Source organism: Bradyrhizobium sp. Rc3b (genome assembly GCF_900114915.1).
Classification (GTDB): domain Bacteria; phylum Pseudomonadota; class Alphaproteobacteria; order Rhizobiales; family Xanthobacteraceae; genus Bradyrhizobium.
This window is the reverse complement of the sequence record NZ_FOUS01000004.1, coordinates 1-16,249: the sequence shown is the minus strand read 5'-3', so window position 1 is coordinate 16,249 and position 16,249 is coordinate 1. Positions and strand designations below refer to the sequence as shown.

General features: G+C 64.8%; 18 protein-coding genes and 1 pseudogene. 7 read left to right on the top strand and 12 right to left on the bottom strand.

Annotated elements, in window-relative coordinates:
* The first annotated feature begins 672 nt into the window (after positions 1 to 672).
* Positions 673 to 1,140: a YybH family protein gene (locus BM190_RS10105; RefSeq protein ID WP_092254055.1), complete on the top strand. Its 468-nt coding sequence runs from the start codon at positions 673 to 675 to the stop codon at positions 1,138 to 1,140.
* Positions 1,141 to 1,984: 844 nt separating this feature from the next.
* On the opposite strand, the gene BM190_RS10095 is transcribed toward BM190_RS10105, so the two are convergent.
* From BM190_RS10095 to BM190_RS10085, 3 genes are all read right to left on the bottom strand, one after another.
* On the bottom strand, positions 1,985 to 2,461 hold the full coding sequence (locus BM190_RS10095; protein ID WP_092254051.1) for a cyclic nucleotide-binding domain-containing protein: 477 nt from the start codon (positions 2,459 to 2,461) through the stop codon (positions 1,985 to 1,987).
* Between the two features lie 61 nt (positions 2,462 to 2,522).
* Entirely contained in the window at positions 2,523 to 3,185 is a 663-nt protein-coding gene (locus BM190_RS10090; protein WP_092254049.1) for a ferric reductase-like transmembrane domain-containing protein, read from the bottom strand.
* Between the two features lie 12 nt (positions 3,186 to 3,197).
* Positions 3,198 to 3,686 (bottom strand): peptidase associated/transthyretin-like domain-containing protein, encoded by a 489-nt coding sequence (locus tag BM190_RS10085; protein ID WP_018321247.1) that lies wholly within the window; start codon positions 3,684 to 3,686, stop codon positions 3,198 to 3,200.
* A 423-nt stretch (positions 3,687 to 4,109) separates the two neighbouring features.
* Between BM190_RS10085 and BM190_RS10080 the strand changes: the two are divergent.
* Positions 4,110 to 5,107 (top strand): annotated as a pseudogene (locus BM190_RS10080) (LLM class flavin-dependent oxidoreductase).
* A gap of 29 nt (positions 5,108 to 5,136) precedes the next feature.
* On the opposite strand, the gene BM190_RS10075 reads toward BM190_RS10080, so the two are convergent.
* Genes BM190_RS10075 through BM190_RS10045 form a run of 7 tightly spaced genes read right to left on the bottom strand, consistent with a single transcriptional unit; the run spans position 5,137 to position 11,453 of the window.
* Positions 5,137 to 6,819: a tannase/feruloyl esterase family alpha/beta hydrolase gene (locus BM190_RS10075; RefSeq protein WP_210311078.1), complete on the bottom strand. Its 1,683-nt coding sequence runs from the start codon at positions 6,817 to 6,819 to the stop codon at positions 5,137 to 5,139.
* Between the two features lie 27 nt (positions 6,820 to 6,846).
* A complete protein-coding gene (locus BM190_RS10070) occupies positions 6,847 to 7,722 on the bottom strand; it encodes an amidohydrolase family protein (RefSeq protein WP_092254047.1) in 876 nt (291 codons plus the stop codon).
* A 14-nt stretch (positions 7,723 to 7,736) separates the two neighbouring features.
* Positions 7,737 to 8,129 carry a RidA family protein gene (locus tag BM190_RS10065; RefSeq protein ID WP_092254045.1) on the bottom strand — a complete coding sequence of 131 codons (393 nt, stop codon included), beginning with the start codon at positions 8,127 to 8,129 and terminating at the stop codon, positions 7,737 to 7,739.
* A gap of 25 nt (positions 8,130 to 8,154) precedes the next feature.
* Positions 8,155 to 8,958 carry a 2-oxo-hept-4-ene-1,7-dioate hydratase gene (gene hpaH / locus BM190_RS10060; RefSeq protein WP_092254043.1) on the bottom strand — a complete coding sequence of 268 codons (804 nt, stop codon included), beginning with the start codon at positions 8,956 to 8,958 and terminating at the stop codon, positions 8,155 to 8,157.
* Between the two features lie 3 nt (positions 8,959 to 8,961).
* Positions 8,962 to 9,822 (bottom strand): fumarylacetoacetate hydrolase family protein, encoded by an 861-nt coding sequence (locus BM190_RS10055; protein ID WP_092254041.1) that lies wholly within the window; start codon positions 9,820 to 9,822, stop codon positions 8,962 to 8,964.
* A gap of 44 nt (positions 9,823 to 9,866) precedes the next feature.
* Positions 9,867 to 10,484, bottom strand: coding sequence for a flavin reductase family protein (locus BM190_RS10050; protein WP_092254039.1), 618 nt, complete (start codon positions 10,482 to 10,484; stop codon positions 9,867 to 9,869).
* Between the two features lie 3 nt (positions 10,485 to 10,487).
* Positions 10,488 to 11,453 (bottom strand): Bug family tripartite tricarboxylate transporter substrate binding protein, encoded by a 966-nt coding sequence (locus BM190_RS10045; protein WP_092254037.1) that lies wholly within the window; start codon positions 11,451 to 11,453, stop codon positions 10,488 to 10,490.
* Between the two features lie 127 nt (positions 11,454 to 11,580).
* On the opposite strand from BM190_RS10045, the gene BM190_RS10040 reads away from it, so the two are divergent.
* The 4 genes from BM190_RS10040 (at position 11,581) to BM190_RS10025 (ending at position 15,282) form a co-directional block, all read left to right on the top strand.
* The gene (locus BM190_RS10040) at positions 11,581 to 12,372 is read left to right on the top strand and encodes an IclR family transcriptional regulator (protein ID WP_177237012.1); all 792 of its coding nucleotides are present in this window, start codon (positions 11,581 to 11,583) and stop codon (positions 12,370 to 12,372) included.
* A 256-nt stretch (positions 12,373 to 12,628) separates the two neighbouring features.
* Positions 12,629 to 13,924, top strand: coding sequence for an O-acetylhomoserine aminocarboxypropyltransferase (locus tag BM190_RS10035; protein WP_092254033.1), 1,296 nt, complete (start codon positions 12,629 to 12,631; stop codon positions 13,922 to 13,924).
* Between the two features lie 4 nt (positions 13,925 to 13,928).
* Entirely contained in the window at positions 13,929 to 14,711 is a 783-nt protein-coding gene (locus tag BM190_RS10030; protein ID WP_092254031.1) for an alpha/beta fold hydrolase, read from the top strand.
* Positions 14,712 to 14,778: 67 nt separating this feature from the next.
* Entirely contained in the window at positions 14,779 to 15,282 is a 504-nt protein-coding gene (locus BM190_RS10025; RefSeq protein ID WP_092254029.1) for a DUF6496 domain-containing protein, read from the top strand.
* Here BM190_RS10025 and BM190_RS10020 read toward each other — a convergent pair whose 3' ends face one another.
* The gene (locus BM190_RS10020) at positions 15,283 to 15,486 is read right to left on the bottom strand and encodes a hypothetical protein (RefSeq protein ID WP_092254027.1); all 204 of its coding nucleotides are present in this window, start codon (positions 15,484 to 15,486) and stop codon (positions 15,283 to 15,285) included.
* On the opposite strand from BM190_RS10020, the gene BM190_RS40350 reads away from it, so the two are divergent.
* A complete protein-coding gene (locus BM190_RS40350; RefSeq protein ID WP_177237011.1) occupies positions 15,485 to 15,664 on the top strand; it encodes a hypothetical protein in 180 nt (59 codons plus the stop codon). The two genes, BM190_RS10020 and BM190_RS40350, sit on opposite strands and share 2 nt — an antisense overlap.
* A 269-nt stretch (positions 15,665 to 15,933) precedes the next feature.
* Here BM190_RS40350 and BM190_RS10010 read toward each other — a convergent pair.
* On the bottom strand, positions 15,934 to 16,249 hold a 316-nt coding region (locus BM190_RS10010), incomplete at its 5' end, for a transposase (RefSeq protein ID WP_143109032.1).

Sequence of the window (16,249 nt, the reverse complement as noted above, 5' to 3'; positions counted from 1 at the left end):
AGGGAAGACCGGGTGCCGGCTGGCACCCATGACCCGCTGCGCGAAGAATTTGCACACGCAAATGCGCAGGCGGACAACAGGTGGGCCGGAAAACACCCGGCCTTCCCTGCGCGATGGGTTGACGGCCTATGCCTGCTCTCCCCGGAGCCGAATTCCTTCTGGCCTCCGTCACCTCGCGAAAACCGATGCACCGCGTCCGGTTGGCCGATGCATCTTCGCGAAAGCTTGGCTGTAGCAACGACAGCCAGGACCACATGGTTTAGCCGTACGCGACTGCTTCGTTCGTCACACGGAGAAGGACCTCACGAGGTTCACCCGCCCTGGTCCCGCCTTCCCGTGCCCGACGCAGCCGCGTCCATCGCACCCCGGCCCACGTTCGTTGCGACGTACGATCGCCCCTCTCCTCGGGCCGGGATGGCGGGAATATGCCGCAATTCCGAATTTCGGTAAAGCGGAATCTATTTGCGGGAAGGGGTTGACGGGATTTGGGGTGTTTTGCCCGACGGGTCAGAAGCGTTGCGGTCAATATCGGGTTTTGGCCCGATGCAGGACTCCTACCCACCGGCCATGGCGTCCTAGATCACGTGGTATTTGGACCATCGTTGGGGTAATTTTCTGTTGCGACGGATAACCGCGAGCGGTTCTTCGCCGCGACATCGAGGGAGGACGATCATGACCTTCCGCGCACGAAGCCATCTGGCTCTCTTCGCTTCATTCCTGCTCCTGACTACGGCTGACGCGGTTTGCGCGGGCAGCGAGGACGAGGTGAAGGCTCTTTTCGCAAGATTTGTTGCCGCACAAAACGCTCATGACCTCAAGGAGGTTGGTGAGCTTTTGCAAGATTCAGCTCAGTTCTTGTGGATCACCCGTGGCGCCCCTGTCTGGGGTCACGCCGCAGCCATCAAGCGCTTTGAGACCCTGTATCAAGGCACTTGGTCCCTCGACCCGAAAATGGACGAACTGAAGGTCATCGAATTGCAGACGGGGGTGGCGCAACTCTATGTGCCGGTGACCTTTATGATTTCACCGCCTGGGCAGGCTGCGCAGCCGACACGGTTCCTGATGAATCAAGTGCTGGTGAAAACGGGCGACGGTTGGAAGATAACAAGCATCCTTCCAATTCCTGCGCCTCAGCCATAGACCAAATTCATTTGCCGAATGCTTCGGAACAATGGCGCCAGTTGGTTCGCATCGCATCAAGCGAGCCACAAGAACCGATGGCTCTGCGTCCGATTGGGCGCGGCGGCTCGGGGTGAACCGGGCGGCTTATAAGATGCCGTTGCACTGCACGTTGACCCCTCGCTTCATGGTGATAATCTTTGGCTCGCAGCCTGTCCGGGAGGACACAATGGGATGGTTCGACCGCCTGTTTGTAAGGATGTCGGAGCCGACGACCCCTCTCTTTGCGAGATTTCGGCGGAAATCGAAGGCACCGACCGACCCTGATCTTCTGAAAATCGCCAAGGACCGGAAGGGACATATTTCCCGCAGAGCCGTCAGGGACGAGTATAATCGACTGGTCTTGGAGAAGTACGCGCACGACAAGTCGTGACTGCCAAGGTCCTCGAGGCCGATCTCAGCGGCAAAACATGATGGTTTCGCAACGGCTCTGTCCCCTGCGCACCATCAATTTTCGGCCATTCATCCGCAGTGCCGCGAACCGCTCATCCGCCCGCGCAGCCGTTTGTTCGGGCCAAGGCACGATCGCTGCGCTCCGCCCATCCTGCGCGCTGATACCGGGCTCCGGCCGGTTTGGCTGCGCAGGTAAGGTTAATTCTTCCTTTCGATTGTCGGTAAAGTTTTATCTATTATCGTTTTGCCGTGGATGATGAACCAGAGGCTTCGATAGTGTTTGCGTGCTGCCTGATCGTGACCGGGATTGCGTTGCTTCTCTCCGGCATCGTTGCCTTCGGCTTTCATAGAAACTCACTGCACGCGATGGCGTTGCTGTAGCCGTATCAGGGCATACCCATCCTACGCACTGTCAATTGTCGTTACCCGCCGCACGCCGGGCAAACCGATCGTCGGCCCGGCGCAAGCGCCGGCACAGCTCGCGATTGATGTTCTGCAGTACGATCACATAGGCGCGGATGTCGGCCTTGTAGCAGGCGTAGAGATTTTGGGCGGTCAGCTCGTACAGCACCGTCGGCACCTCCGCGACCACCGTTGCCGAGCGGTTTTGCATTTCGATCAGCGTCATCTCACCGAAGAAGTCGCCGCGCTCCAGTACCGAAATCGGGATGACGCTGCCCGCATTCGCCCGCTTGCTCACCGCGAGCCGGCCGGATTTGACGATGAACATCGAGCGCCCCGGCTCGCCTTCCGCCACGACGGTTGCGCCGGCGTCGAAGCTGCGCTCGACCAGCATGGACATCAGGAGGTCGAGACCTGGCTCCGGAAGACCGCCGAAGAACGGCGTCGCGAGCAGGAACGCTTCCAGATCGGGAGCACTGACAGCCATTGCGCAAGGATACGCCCCGTCGCCATCAGCGGCAAGCAGAGCGCCGTAGCCGAATAGAGCGTTAGAGTAATCCGGGGCCCTCGGCCGCGGACCGCGCGCCACTCTCCCCGCGCAGCGTCCGTCGCTTTCGCCAAACCTGCAGGTCGATCATGACTTTCACAGTCACCGCAAGGACCAACACGCACAGCACGACCTTCGAGATCGTCTCCATCGTTCCCTCGATCAGGAGGCAATGGACCACGCTGCCCGCGACGATGACGATCGCCAGCGGAATATGAATGATGCGCCAGGTTCGCGGTCGCAGCTCCAACCGCCGGCGCAGGGACGCCAGCAGCGCAACAATGAAGATGGCCCACATGGCGACCACGCCGAAGGGGGAGAAAGGCGTCGGCGATGAGAAGGTGAGAGCGTCGATCATGTCGGGCGGGCTGGTGATCCAGAGGCCGGCAACGTGGATCACCACCGCGAAGGCGAGCGTGCCGCCGATCCAGTGATGGGCACGCCGCCCGCGATAGGCCGACAGCGGCGCCAGATATCCGCCGATCAGCAGCGGCTGAACCAGCACGAGACCGAGCGCGATAATCCCGGCGAATCCTGCGAGGATATAAACCGGTCCACGCCATGCGAGCTGCTCGCTCGTCGCAGCAGCTGCGATCGGAACGCCGATGGCCAGGGCGAGGGCAACCCAGATCAGGATCGCCCGGGCCAATCTCCACCCCGTCATTCGCTGGCCCGATCAGGCCGGCTGCAGGACGAAATGCGCTTCGAGGCTGGTTTCCTTGGCGCTCCGCATCACCGGCCGCAGGAAAACCGTTTTGAACTCGCCGCTGTCATAAGCGAGGTGTCCATGCGGCTGGCCGAAGATCGGAATGATCTGCGGCATCTCGAGCCGGAACTTGCCGTCCTTGTCGGTGAGCGTGGCGCCGTGGCTCTGCGGCTCGTGCTCCTGGCCTTCGACCGTATGCGCCCAGATCTGGATGCGCTGCCCGGCGAGCGGCGCGCCGTCGCCGGCGCGGCGCACGGTGCCGCTCATCCAGAACCCGCCCTTGCCGATGCGATCCACGATCGCCGCGCCCTTGCGGTAGTTGTTCGCACCACCCGACATCGTTTCGGTCGGTGCGAGGCCTGCCGCACGGGCCGGCAGCAGGAGGCCGGACACGCCGGTTGCCAGAACGGCGCCGCCGGCGGCGAGAAGATTGCGGCGGTTGAATACGACCGTGGTCATGTCAGTTCCTCCGGGCGGTCGGCGCGATGGCGCGCCGTACGATGATTTCTCGTGCCCCGGACGCGGTGCAGCACGCAGTGATGCGCTGCAGAGCCGGGGCCTAGCCTGACGGGTTCCGGCTCTGCGGAGCAGCGTTTCACGCTGCACCGCGTCCGGGACACGCGACTACCGGGCAATTGCTGCTTCAACGATACAACACCAGGCCTGAAACGCCCAGTTACGACGCAGGGCGCAACGGGTCGCAATAACAGTGTTGTGAACGGGTGCGCGGCCGCTCGAACAGCTTCGTAGCATGGGTCAAGCGGAGCGAAACTCATCTGGCTCGTTCGGCGGCGAAGGATGATGGGTTCGCAAGTGCTCTACCCTTCCTGCGCACGGACACTACATGTGGTGGCACAGCTCCTTCTCGCCGGTACCCTCCCCATGATCCCCTTCTCCGTGCTCGACCTCGCGCCGATTTGTCAGGGCGGCGACGCCGCGCAGGCGTTCCGCAACTCGCTGGATCTCGCCCGGCACGCGGAAGGCTGGGGCTTCAAGCGGTTCTGGCTGGCCGAGCATCACAACATGACGGGCATCGCGAGCGCGGCGACGTCGGTGGTGATCGGGCATATCGCGGGCGGAACGAAGACGATCCGCGTCGGCTCCGGCGGGATCATGCTGCCGAACCATTCGCCGCTGGTTATTGCCGAGCAGTTCGGCACGCTGGAATCGCTCTATCCCGGGCGGATCGATCTCGGGCTCGGGCGCGCGCCCGGCACCGACCAGTTCACCGCGCGGGCGCTGCGGCGCGACCTCGCCACCAGCTCCGAGAACTTTCCGCATGACGTGCTGCGCTGCTCGGCGACGTGCAACCGAACCAGGCGATCCGCGCCGTGCCCGGCATGGGGACCAGGGTGCCGCTCTGGATTTTGGGATCGAGCACCTTTGGCGCGCAGCTCGCCGCGATGCTGGGCCTGCCGTTCGCCTTCGCCTCGCATTTCGCGCCGCAGATGATGATGCCGGCGCTGCGCGAATATCGCGCGCGCTTCGAGCCATCGGCGCAGCTCGACAAGCCCTATGCGATGATCGGCGTCAATTTGTTCGCGGCCGATAGCGACGCCGAGGCGCAGCGGATGTTCTCCTCGCTGCAGCAGGCATTCATCAACTTGCGCCGCGGCACGCCGGGGCCGCTGCCGCCGCCGGTGGACGACATGGACGCGCTGTGGTCGCCGGCGGAAAAGGCCATGGTCGGCCAGTCGCTGTCCTGCTCCGCGGTCGGCTCACCCGATGTGATTGAGGCGAAGCTGAAGGCGTTGATCACTGATACCGGCGCGGACGAGCTGATCACCACCGGGCAGATCTACGACCACACCGCGCGGCTGCGCTCGTTCGAGATCGCGGCCGAGGTGCGGGACGGGCTGGCAAAGCAGCCGGCGGCGTGAGCCCTGCGCGCCGCGAGCGTCGCGGCGGCTTAAGGGACGGCGCAGGTGAAGTTCTCGGCCTGCTCGATGCTGCCTTGGCCGAGATAGCGCGCCTGGCGCGGATAGGGGCACAGCGGCCGGCTGCGCTCCGGCCAGGGCGTCTTCGCACCCGCACGAGCTTGGATGCGCTCAGGCGCGCGGCCCTGCTCGACCCAGTTCACCAGCGGGGTCAGCACGTCGAAGCTGTCGGTGGCAGGCCCTCCCGAACAATGGTTCATGCCGGGCACGAGAAAGAGGCGGGCGAAGTCGGCCGTTTCTTTTTCTCCGCCCACCGCATTCGTGAGGCGCTTGTACCAATCGAGCGTATCCAGCGCGGAGAACGTGGGATCGCTGACGCCGTGATAGAGCAGCAGCTTGCCGCGCCGCGCACGGAAACCCGAGAGATCGACCGCGTTCGCCGAGATCGTCTGCACGGAGCTTTCCGGCATCGCCGCGCTCGTGCCGAAGATTTTCGCGTGGGCTTCCGTCACATCCACGGAGCGATAGAAATCGTAGACGGCGTCCGCTTCGCTCGCCAAGGGCGCGTGGGGCGGGGTCATATAGAGATAGGCCAGCGTCGCGCCAAAGGAGACGTTGAAGGCGTTGACGCGGCTGTCGGGTGCGTTGCCGAGAATCCAGCGCCGCCATCCCTCCGTGGCGATGCCGTAATCATAGGGATAGGGCGCATAGATCCGGCGGCCCTGTGCCGTGGTCGGTCCCTCGAAATAGTTCTCGACCGCTGTGACCTGCGCGGCGGAGAGACAGCTCGCGGTCTTCTCGGCGGAACACTGCAGCGTGCGCGGCGAAAAACGACAGGCCGGCACATTGTCGATGATGCCGTCGGCAAGCCCGTCGGCTGCATCGCAGGACTGAACGATGGCCTTGGAGAGCAAGTCCATATCGGCCTGGGACAAGGCCTGCGCCAGGATGGGGCGGCCGTCCGGCGCCTTCGGTGCGATCGCCGCAAAGGCTTGCGTCACGGCGGCGCCCGAGAGCCCCTTCTCGGGCATTCGAAACGCCGGCGCACCGGCCGCCACGCCATCGAAATGGTCGGGGAAGCGCTGCGTGATCGCCATGCCGTGCCGTCCGCCATTGGAGCAGCCCAGGAAATAGGAGTATTTTGGCAAGCGGCCGTAGTAAGCCTGGATGAAGTGCTTCGCCCGCCGTGTCACGACATCGTCGGCGCGGTAGCCGAAATCGATCCGCGCCTGCGGATCGAGGCCGAAGCTGGCGCCGCCGAGAGGGCCCGGCGCGTTGCTGTGTCCGGCGTCGGTCGTAACCGTCGCGTAGCCCTGATTGAGCGCACTCGGCTGTCCGCCGCCGGGCTGTGCATCGCCGCTGCCGAGAAAACCGTCGGTGCCGCCCTGCCCCTGGAACACGAAGCGGCCGTTCCATGCGTCCGGCAATCGGAGATGCAGGCCGATCGCAAACTTCTGGCCGTCGGCGCCGGTTCGCTCGTCGAGATAAGCGATCACCTCGCAATGCGCGGCGAGGCCGCCGGCCGCTGGACGTGATTGCGCCTCGCTGACGCGCATCGTCGGACCGGACTCCTGGTGGAGCCGATCGCATGCGGTCACGGGCGGGATAGTGTCGGCGCCGGCCGATGCGGTTGCGGTGGCGGCAACGCTCGCGATGCAAGCAAGCGCGGCCTGCCAGACCGGACGACGCAGCCTACGTGCCGAGACGATCAACATGCGGCCCCCCGACCGTGAATGCTCCGGCTAGTCCGGAAAACCGAACAGCTTGGCCGGATTGTGGACGAGAATCTTTTCGAGCTCCGCCTGGTCCGGCGCGTACCGATACATCAGCTCGAGCAGATCGGCGTCGTTGGGCGGCTGCTTGACGGAGACCGGGTGCGGCCAGTCGCTGGCCCAGACGCAGCGGTCGACGGCGGCCTCGATATAGGCGCGCGCGATCGGGATCACGTCGTCATAGGGCGCGCCGGCCTTCGAGGTCTTCTCGCCGAGCGACAGCATCACCCAGAAATTGCCCTTGGCCAGCAGCTCGAGCATCTTGCGCAAATTCGGATCGTTCCTGCCGGCCTCGGGATCGGGGCGCGCCATGTGATCGATCAGCACGGGGACGTCGAGATTCTCGTACTTGGCGACGCTCGATATGATGCCGTCCTTCTCCGGCTGGATCTTGACGTACCAGCCGAGCTCACGAATGCGGGCGATGGCGCGGGCAAAATCGGCATCCGAGAGCACGGCGCCGAGCTCCTGGCGGAAGCTGAAGCGCGCGCCGCGCACGCCGGCGTCATGCAGCTTGGCGAGATAGGCGTCGTTCGCCTCCGCGAATACCAGTGCGTTGGCGCAGCCGCGATAGTTCGGGCCCATCGCGGCGAGGCCGTCAAGCACGACGGCATGGTCGGCGCCATAGGTCGTGGTCTGCACGATGATGCCGCGCTCGATGCCGAGCGCCTTGTGGACGCGCAGCGCGGCCTCCCAGGTCGCGGTCGGCATGCGGTAGGCCGCGCCGGGGCGCTCCGGATATTTGTCGATCGGACCCAGCACGTGAAACTGGCTGTCGACCGTCTTCGGCGGCGGCGCCTTGACCGGGCGGCGCGGATTGGGATCGAACGGCAGATAGGTCGGCATGCGCTAGAACTCCTTCAGTCGATCACGGCAGTGAAGTCGCACTGCACCAGCGCGCCGCCGTCCATATTGTCCATCGGCAGCGCATGGCGCGCCGGGCGCGAATGCTCGTCCGGAAACATCTTCAGCCATTCGACATTGACCGGGCCGCGCTGCGTGCGGTCCTTCAGCCATACCGTCATCTTGATGATGTCGTCGGTGGTGCCGCCGGCGGCTTCCACCGTCGCCTTCATGTGCGCGAACATGTTGGCGCATTGCGCATCGAGACTCTCCGGCATGACGCCGGCGTTATCGCGGCCGAGGATGACGCCCGACATCACGAGATTGCCGATGCGGCAGGCGTTCGGAATCGGATTGACGTGCTTGAAGCCGCCGATATGGATGCTCTTGCGCCGCGTGTGACCACTCATGGTGCGCTCCCTCTTTGTTATTGATTCAGACGAACTGGCACGACACCGAGCCGAAGGCGCCATAGTCGGCATGGAACGTGTCGCCGCGGCGGATGTCCACGGGGCGCGTGAACGAGCCCGCCAGCACGACTTCGCCGGCCTTCAGATGCTCGTCATGCGGCGCGAGGCGGTTGGCGAGCCAGGCGATGCCGTTGGCGGGGTGATTGAGCACGCCGGCCGCGAGCCCGGTCTCCTCGACCTCGCCGTTGCGGAACAAGAGCGCGCCGATCCAGCGCAAATCCGCATCGAGGGGACGAAACGGCCGGCCGCCGAGCACCAGCGCGGCATTGGCCGCATTGTCCGAGATCGTGTCCATCACTTTTCGCGTCTTGCCGGTCTCGGGGTCGACGCGGTGCATGCGCGTTTCCAGAATCTCCAGCGCCGGCGTCACGTAATCGGTGGCGTTGAGCACGTCGAAGATGGTGCAATCGGGCCCTTGCAGCGGCGCCCTCAGCACGAAGGCGAGCTCGACCTCGATCCGCGGCGCGTGGAATCGATCGAACGGAACAGGCGTGGCGTCGGCATAGAACATGTCGGCGAACAGCACGCCGTAATCGGGCTCGTTGATGCCGACCGCATTCTGCATCGCCTTCGAGGTCAGGCCGATCTTGTGGCCCTTGATGACACGGCCGCGGCCAAGCTGCAGCTTGGTCCAAGCGCGCTGAACGGCGTAGGCATCCTCGATGCTGAAATCGGGATATTCCTTCGTGAACATCGGAATCAGCGACTTGGTGCGCTCGGCTTCATCCAGGCGCGCGGCGAGGCGCTCGATCGTGGCGGCATCCAGCATGATCTATTGCTCCGCGGCCACGGTGTTCCGGAGCACGCCGACGCGGCTCGACTCGACCTCGACGACGTCGCCGACCTTCAGCCAGCGCGGCGGATCGAAGCGAACGCCCGCCCCCGTCGGCGTGCCCGTGACGATCATGTCGCCGGGCTTCAGCGTCGCGAAGGTCGAGAGATAGGAGATCAGATAATCGAACGGGAACATCAGCCGCTCGGTCGTGTCCTGCTGCCGCACCTCGCCGTTGACGCGCGTGACGATGTCGTGCGGGCCGCGCGGGTCGAGCTCGTCCGACGTGACGACCCACGGACCAATGCTGCCGGAGCGATCGAAATTCTTGCCTTGCGTGACGTTGAACTTGCCGTGACGCAGCCAGTCGCGAATGGTGCCCTCGTTGCACAACGTCATGCCGAAGATGTGCGACCAAGCTTTTTCGCGCGGAATGTGACGGCCGCCCTGCCCGATCACGATGACGAGCTCGCCCTCATAGTCGAGCTGCTCCGAAACCTTGGGCTTCTCGAGCGGCTGGCCGGAGCCTGTCATCGACGACATGCTGCGCACGAACAGGCTCGGATATTTGGGCAGGTCCGAATTGTCCTTGTACTCGGCATTGCGCTCGGCGTAGTTGACACCGATGCACCAGAGCTTTTCCGGCGCCAGCACCGGCGGCAGCAGGACGAGATCGTCGAGCGCATAGTCCGGCTTCGCGCCCGCGATGGCTTCCTGCGCGTCGGACAGCGCGTTGGCCGCGATCAGCGCCTTGACGTCGGAGAAGTCGCGGCCGATCCGCCTGGTCAGATCGATCACACCCTCAGCGACGGCCGCGCCGTAGCGCGGCTCTCCGTCCACGAGATAGCTTACCAGTCGCATGGTCGTTCTCCAATTTGTGTCGGGCAGCGCGGCGGGCGGCGCGCTCAGTCTTTCGATTTGGGCGTCTGAAATACGGTGTTCAGCGTCACGATCTCGCCGAGGCGGGCGTAACGGGGACCGCCGATGCGCGCGATCGGGTCGAGCGCCTTGGTCTCGACCTTGCCGTCGTTCACGAGGCCGTCGCGCAGATGGAACATCACGACCTCGCCGACGATCAGCCGGCTCTTGGCCTCGCCGAATTCGAGGCACTGCCGGAAGCGGCATTCCATCGCCACAGGCGCGGCGGCGAGCCGCGGCACCTTGATACGCTCGCTCGGAATGGTCTCCAGGCCAAGATGCTCGACCTCGCTGATTTCAGGCGGATGCTCGACCGATGAGTCGTGCACCGCCAACATCAGCGGGGTATCGGCGATGTGGATGACGTATTCCTCGGTATCGAGGATGTTGTGCGCGGTGTCCTTGTAGTCGGCGCCCTTGCGGCCGACGCTGATGGCCAGCATCGGCGGCTTCTGCGAGACGAAGGTGAAGGCGCTGAACGGCGCGAGGTTGAGCACGCCCTTGCTCGACAGGCTGGTGACCCAGGCGATCGGACGCGGCACCACGATGCCGGTCATCAGGCGGTAGATGCGCTCGGCGCCGAGTTCGGTCGGATCGATCCGCATCGATCAATCCGCCCTGATGTTGGCCTTGCGCACCACCGGAATCCACTTGGCGTCCTCGCGCTCGAGGTAGGCCTTGAACTCGTCCGGCGTCATCGGCGTGGCTTCGCCGCCGAGCTTTTCGAATTTGTCGACCACGGCAGGATCCTTCAGGATCGCAACCAGCGTCTCGTGCAGCTTGTCCATGATCGGCGCCGGCGTGCCGGCAGGCGCGAACAGGCCGGTGAAGGTCTGGCCGTCAAAATCCTTGTAGCCGAGCTCGGCGAAGGTCGGCACGTCGGGCAGCGACTTCAGCCGATGCGGGCTGGTCACGGCGAGCGCGCGGAACAGGCCGGCCTTGATGTGCTGGAGGCTGACCGTGAGCTGGTCGAATGCGAACTGCACCTGGCCGCCGAGCAGATCGTTGATCGCCGGCGCGTTGCCGCGGTAATGCGCGGTGACCCATTGCAGCTCGAGGTTCGACTGCATCAGCTCGCTGAGCAGATGGTTGGTGGTGCCGGGGCCGGGCGAGGCCATCGTCAGCTTGCCGGGCTCGCGCTTGGCGAGATCGAGGAATTCCTTCAGCGTCGTCGCCTGCACCGACGGATGCACCTCGAGCACCAGCGGCGTCATCGAGATGGTCGAGATCGGCATGAAGTCCTTTTTCCAGTTATAGGCTTCACGCTTGTTGATCTCGGTTGCGAACAGCACCGGACCGTTGGCACCGACGAACAGCGTGTAGCCGTCGGGCGCGGACTTCGCGAAGGCTTCGCCCGCGATCATGCCGCCGGCGCCGGCCTTGTTCTCGATGATGAAGGGCTGGCCGAGCTTTTCCTGCAGCTTGTCGGCGACGATGCGCGCGGCGCTGTCGACATTGCCGCCGGCCGGATAAGGCACGATCAGCTTGACGCTGCGGGCCGGCCATTGCTGGCCCGACGCGGGCCCTGCCAGCATCGCGGTGGCGGCAGCTATGGCAATCCAGATTAATCTCATGTTAACCTCCCGGCAGCGCTTCCAAATTCACGTCGAGTGCGGCGATGCGCGCGGCAGATCGACCGGGGCGCAATCTCCAGACGCGCGCTTGTCCTGTCGAGTGAATTGTGGCGTTCTTGTCCATATTATGGACAAGACGAAAATCGCCAGCAACGCGACATCACCCCGACAGGGCGCGCAGGCGATCCGGCGCGCGCTCGCAGTGCTGCGCATTCTTGCCGCAGGCCGCGAGGACGGTGTGCCATTGGCCGAAGTGATCCGGGCGACCGGCCTCACCCGTCCGACCGTGCACCGCATCGTCCACGTGCTGATCGAGGAAGGCATCGTCGAGCGGCACGAGCGGACCGGCCGCTACGCGATCGGCAACCAGGTGCCGGAGCTGGCGCTGGCACGGCCACGGCCGTCGCGGCTGCTGATCGCTGCCAATCCATCGCTGCAACGTGCCTCCACCGAAATCGGCGACACGATGTTCCTGACGGTGCGCACCGGCAACGACACGCTGTGCGTCGATCGCAGGATCGGAATCTATCCGATCCAGGTGCTGTCGATCGAGATCGGCGCGCGCCGCCCGCTCGGCGTCTCCAGTGCCGGCGTCGCCATCCTCGCGGCGATGCCGGCGCCGGAGGCGCGAAAGATCGTCGCAGCGAACGAGAAGCGGTTCGAGGCTTACAAGACCGATATGGCGACGGTCCTCGGCGAGGTCACCGCCGCGCGACGGCTGGGATATGGCCTGAGGGAGATCGGCCTCGTGCAGGGCACGAAATCGATCTCGACCTGGATCAAGACCCCGGACGGGCGACCGGCTGCAGCCATCACCGTCTCCGCGGTGCGAACGAGGCTCGGCCCCCGCCGCGAGCAGGAGGTCGCGGAGATCTTGTTACGGGAGGCGCGGAGTATCGAGCAAGCGATCGGGGGTTAGGCGCGGACGGTGCTAGTTCTTCGTCTCTCCCGCCTGCGGGAGAGGCCGACGCGCGAAGCGCGGCGGGTGAGGGCTCTCGCCACGCAGGGACATTCTCCGCAATCAGCAACAATCCCGACGCGGAGACACCCCCTCCCCAGCCCTCCCCCGCAAGCGGGAGAGGGAGCGCACCGTCATCGCGGCCATCAATGGGCTAACTTCGTGTGCATTTTTATGGCACAACGCCTCCTCCGCCGATCGACAACGAGGCCCCCGCATGCCCGCGCCGAAACCGCCCGCCTTCGAGACCCTGAGCCTGCATGCGGGCCAGCATCCGGATCCCGTGACCGGGGCCCGCGCGGTGCCGATCTACCAGACCACGTCGTACGTGTTCCAGGATTCCGATCACGCCGCCGCACTGTTCAATCTGGAGCGCGCCGGCCACATCTATACGCGCATCTCCAACCCGACCACCGGCGTGCTGGAGGAGCGGCTCGCGGCGCTGGAGGGCGGCGTCGGAGCGATCTGCACCGCGAGCGGCATGGCCGCGCTGCATCTGGCCATCGCGACGCTGCTCAATGCCAGCGACCACATCGTGGCGTCGAGCTCGCTCTATGGCGGCACCATCAACCTGCTGGCGCACACGCTGCCGCGCTTCGGCATCACCACCACTTTCGTGAAGCCGCGCGATCTCGATGCGTTCCGCGCGGCGATCAAGCCGAACACCAAGCTCGTGATCGGCGAGACCATCGGCAATCCCGGGCTGGAAGTGCTCGACATTCCCAAGGTCGCTCAGATCGCACATGACGCAAAGATTCCACTGCTGATCGACAACACCTTTGCCACGCCCTATCTCAGCCGCCCGATCGAGCTGGGCGCGGACATCGTCATGCATTCGGCGACCAAATGGATCGGCGGCCACGGCATCGCGATCGGCGGCGCGATCATTGACGGCGGCCGCTTCGACTGGCGCGCTTCGGGCAAGTTCGGCGTGCTGACCGAGCCCTATGGCGGCTATCACGGCATCGTCTTCGACGAGCAGTTCGGCACTGCCGCCTTCATCATGCGCGCGCGGACCGAGGGCTTGCGCGATTTCGGCGCCTGCCTGTCGCCGACCAACGCGTTCCAGCTGTTGCAGGGCGTCGAAACACTCGGCGTGCGCATGGACCGCCACATGCAGAACACGCATCTCGTGCTGGAAGCCCTGAAGTCCAACAAGGCCGTCGACTGGGTGCTGCATCCCTCGCTGGAGACGCACACGGACTATCAGCTCGCCAAGCAGCTCCTGCCGCGCGGCGCCGGCTCGATCATCTCCTTCGGCATCAAGGGCGGCCGCCCTGCGGGCCGCAAGTTCATCGAATCGCTGCGCATGATCAGTCATCTCGCCAATGTCGGCGATGCCAAGACGCTGGTCATTCATCCCGCCTCGACCACGCATCAGCAGATGGATGCCGAGCAGCTCAAGGCGGCCGGCATCGGCGAGGAGCTGGTGCGGCTGTCGGTCGGCATTGAGGCCGCCAGCGACATCATCGACGATCTCGCGCAGGCGCTGCGCATCTCGCAGAAGGTCTGACACCATGAAGCTCTCCGTCAACGGCGCTGATGTGTTCGTCGCAACCGGCGGCCGCGACTTCGACAAGTCCCTGCCCGCGGTCGTCTTCCTCCACGGCGCCGGCTTCGACCATTCGACCTGGGCGCTGCATACGCGCTGGTTCGCCCATCACGGTTTTGGCGTGCTGGCGCCGGATCTTCCCGCTCACGGCCGCTCCAGCGGACCTTCGCTCGGCAGCATCGCCGAGATGGCCGACTGGACCGCGGCACTGCTCGATGCGGCAGGCGCCGCGAAGGCGCATCTGATCGGCCATTCCATGGGATCGCTGATCTCGCTGGAGACGGCGGCGCGTCACCCCGACAAGGTTTCCGCGCTGAGCCTGATCGGCACCGCCGCGACCATGACGGTCGGCCCGGATCTGCTGAAGGCCGCCGAGGCCAACTCGCAGGATGCCAACGACATGGTCTCGATCTGGGGCCTCGGCTTCAACGCCGAGCTTGGCGGCAGCCTCGCGCCGGGCCTGTGGATGCATGGCGGGGCGCAGGCGGTGCTGAAGTCTTGCGAGCCCGGCGTGCTGTTCAGGGATCTGTCGGCCTGCAATGCCTACGCGAATGCGCTGACCGCCGCAGCGAGCGTGAAGGTGCCGACGACATTAATTCTCGGCGAACGGGACATAATGACCCCGGCGAAGGCGGGCAAGGCTCTTGCAGCCGCCATCCCGCATGCAAAGACCGTCATGGTGCCGGGCGCCGGGCATATGATCATGGCAGAGCGGCCTGACGAATTGCTTGCGGCCTTGCGGAACTGAGAAGGATCAATCGATCATTCTGCGCGTTGCGGTGAGACATCCCTGTACATCTTGAGGGAACTCACCCATGCCAAGACAAGAAGTGATCCGCAAAGCGAAGCAGGACAAGCGCGCGGGCAAATCGGCAAGCACGCAGGCAGGCGAATTCGTCAAGGACGAGATCGACAGGATCCGGAAAGGCAAGCACGGCGCACGGTCGACCAAGCAGGCCATTGCGATCGGCCTGTCCGAGGCGCGCCGCGCCGGCGTCGATCTGCCGCCGCCGCGCAAAGGACGAACCAAGAAATCGACACGCCGCAGCGCCAAATATGCTTACGAGGTCGGCCAAGGCAAACGCACGCCGAAGCGCCGGCCGAAAGTGTCGCGCGCGGTCGAGAACGTTTTGAAGAAAGAGCCGCGCTCGACCGCATCGCGCAGCGCGCTGTCGAAGCAGGGCAAGCGCGCCGCGAGCGGACGAACCGCGGCGTCGCGTTCGGCTGCCGCACGGAAGGCGAGCCAGACCAAGGGCGCCAAGACCCGCTCCGCTGCCGCGAAGAAAGCGGCCCGCACCAGGGCACGCCGCCTGAGCTGATCAGCTCAGGCGCCGCCCCCGCTCCGAGAGCACCGCGCGCGCCGCGCGCTCGGCTTCGCGCGCCGAGCGGAACTGACGCCCTTCGAGACTGTCGAACAGGCGCTCAGAGGAAAAGAAGCGGAAGCCGCGGGCATCGCGGGTGACGATGCCGGCGGCACGGTCGTGGATCTCGATGATATAGGCGTTGGACTGGGTGTGGGACATGACTGCTCGTTCGCCGGAATTCCGGCGCTCCTGTCTGGCAATTGCGATGTGGATGTTGCTAGGACGCGGTCAGCAACAACAACAGGCACCCGTCGCCGCCGAGAAACAGCGCGGCGTCATGCACGCATGCATGTCATTAGAATTGCGCTGGCGATCGGTTCTCATCGTGCGGCTTTGACTCGAGGAGCAGTTTCGATGTTGCGAATATCGAGCGATTGCCGCGATTGGTCAATGAAATGGCTATCCATATTTGCCGTGAGCGCGCTGAAGCGCTTCTCCCGCGGTGAGCAGTGGCAGCCGGATTTACCTCGCGCGGCTTCGCTCCTCTTCCTTCTCCCCTTGTGGGCCTGTTGCGTTATCGGCTTTTGAGGTTGAGGACAGCAGGAGAAGGGCCGTGGTTACGGCAATTGCTAGCCAAGTCTGTAGTGGTCGCCCTCGGCGGGCGGTTCAGGCCGCGATCGTGGCCCACCGCCTCATGTTGAAGGCGATCGAGGCGAGCAGGACCTGCCCGCTTGCCTTCATCAGACCAACGTAGCGGATGCAGGTCAGTCGCATGCGGCGTTTGAGAGTGGCGAAGGTGGTCTCGACCTGGGCTCGCCGGCGTGCGATGAGGCGGTTGTAGCGTTTGAGCCTTGGCGGCAGTTCCGGATGATGTCTGTTGGGACGGAACGCGATGCGGGGCTTTTTGCCTTCCGCTTTCAACCGGGCTCGTCTGGCATGGGTGTCGTAGGCCGCATCGGCCCACACCGCGGCTTCGTCGCCG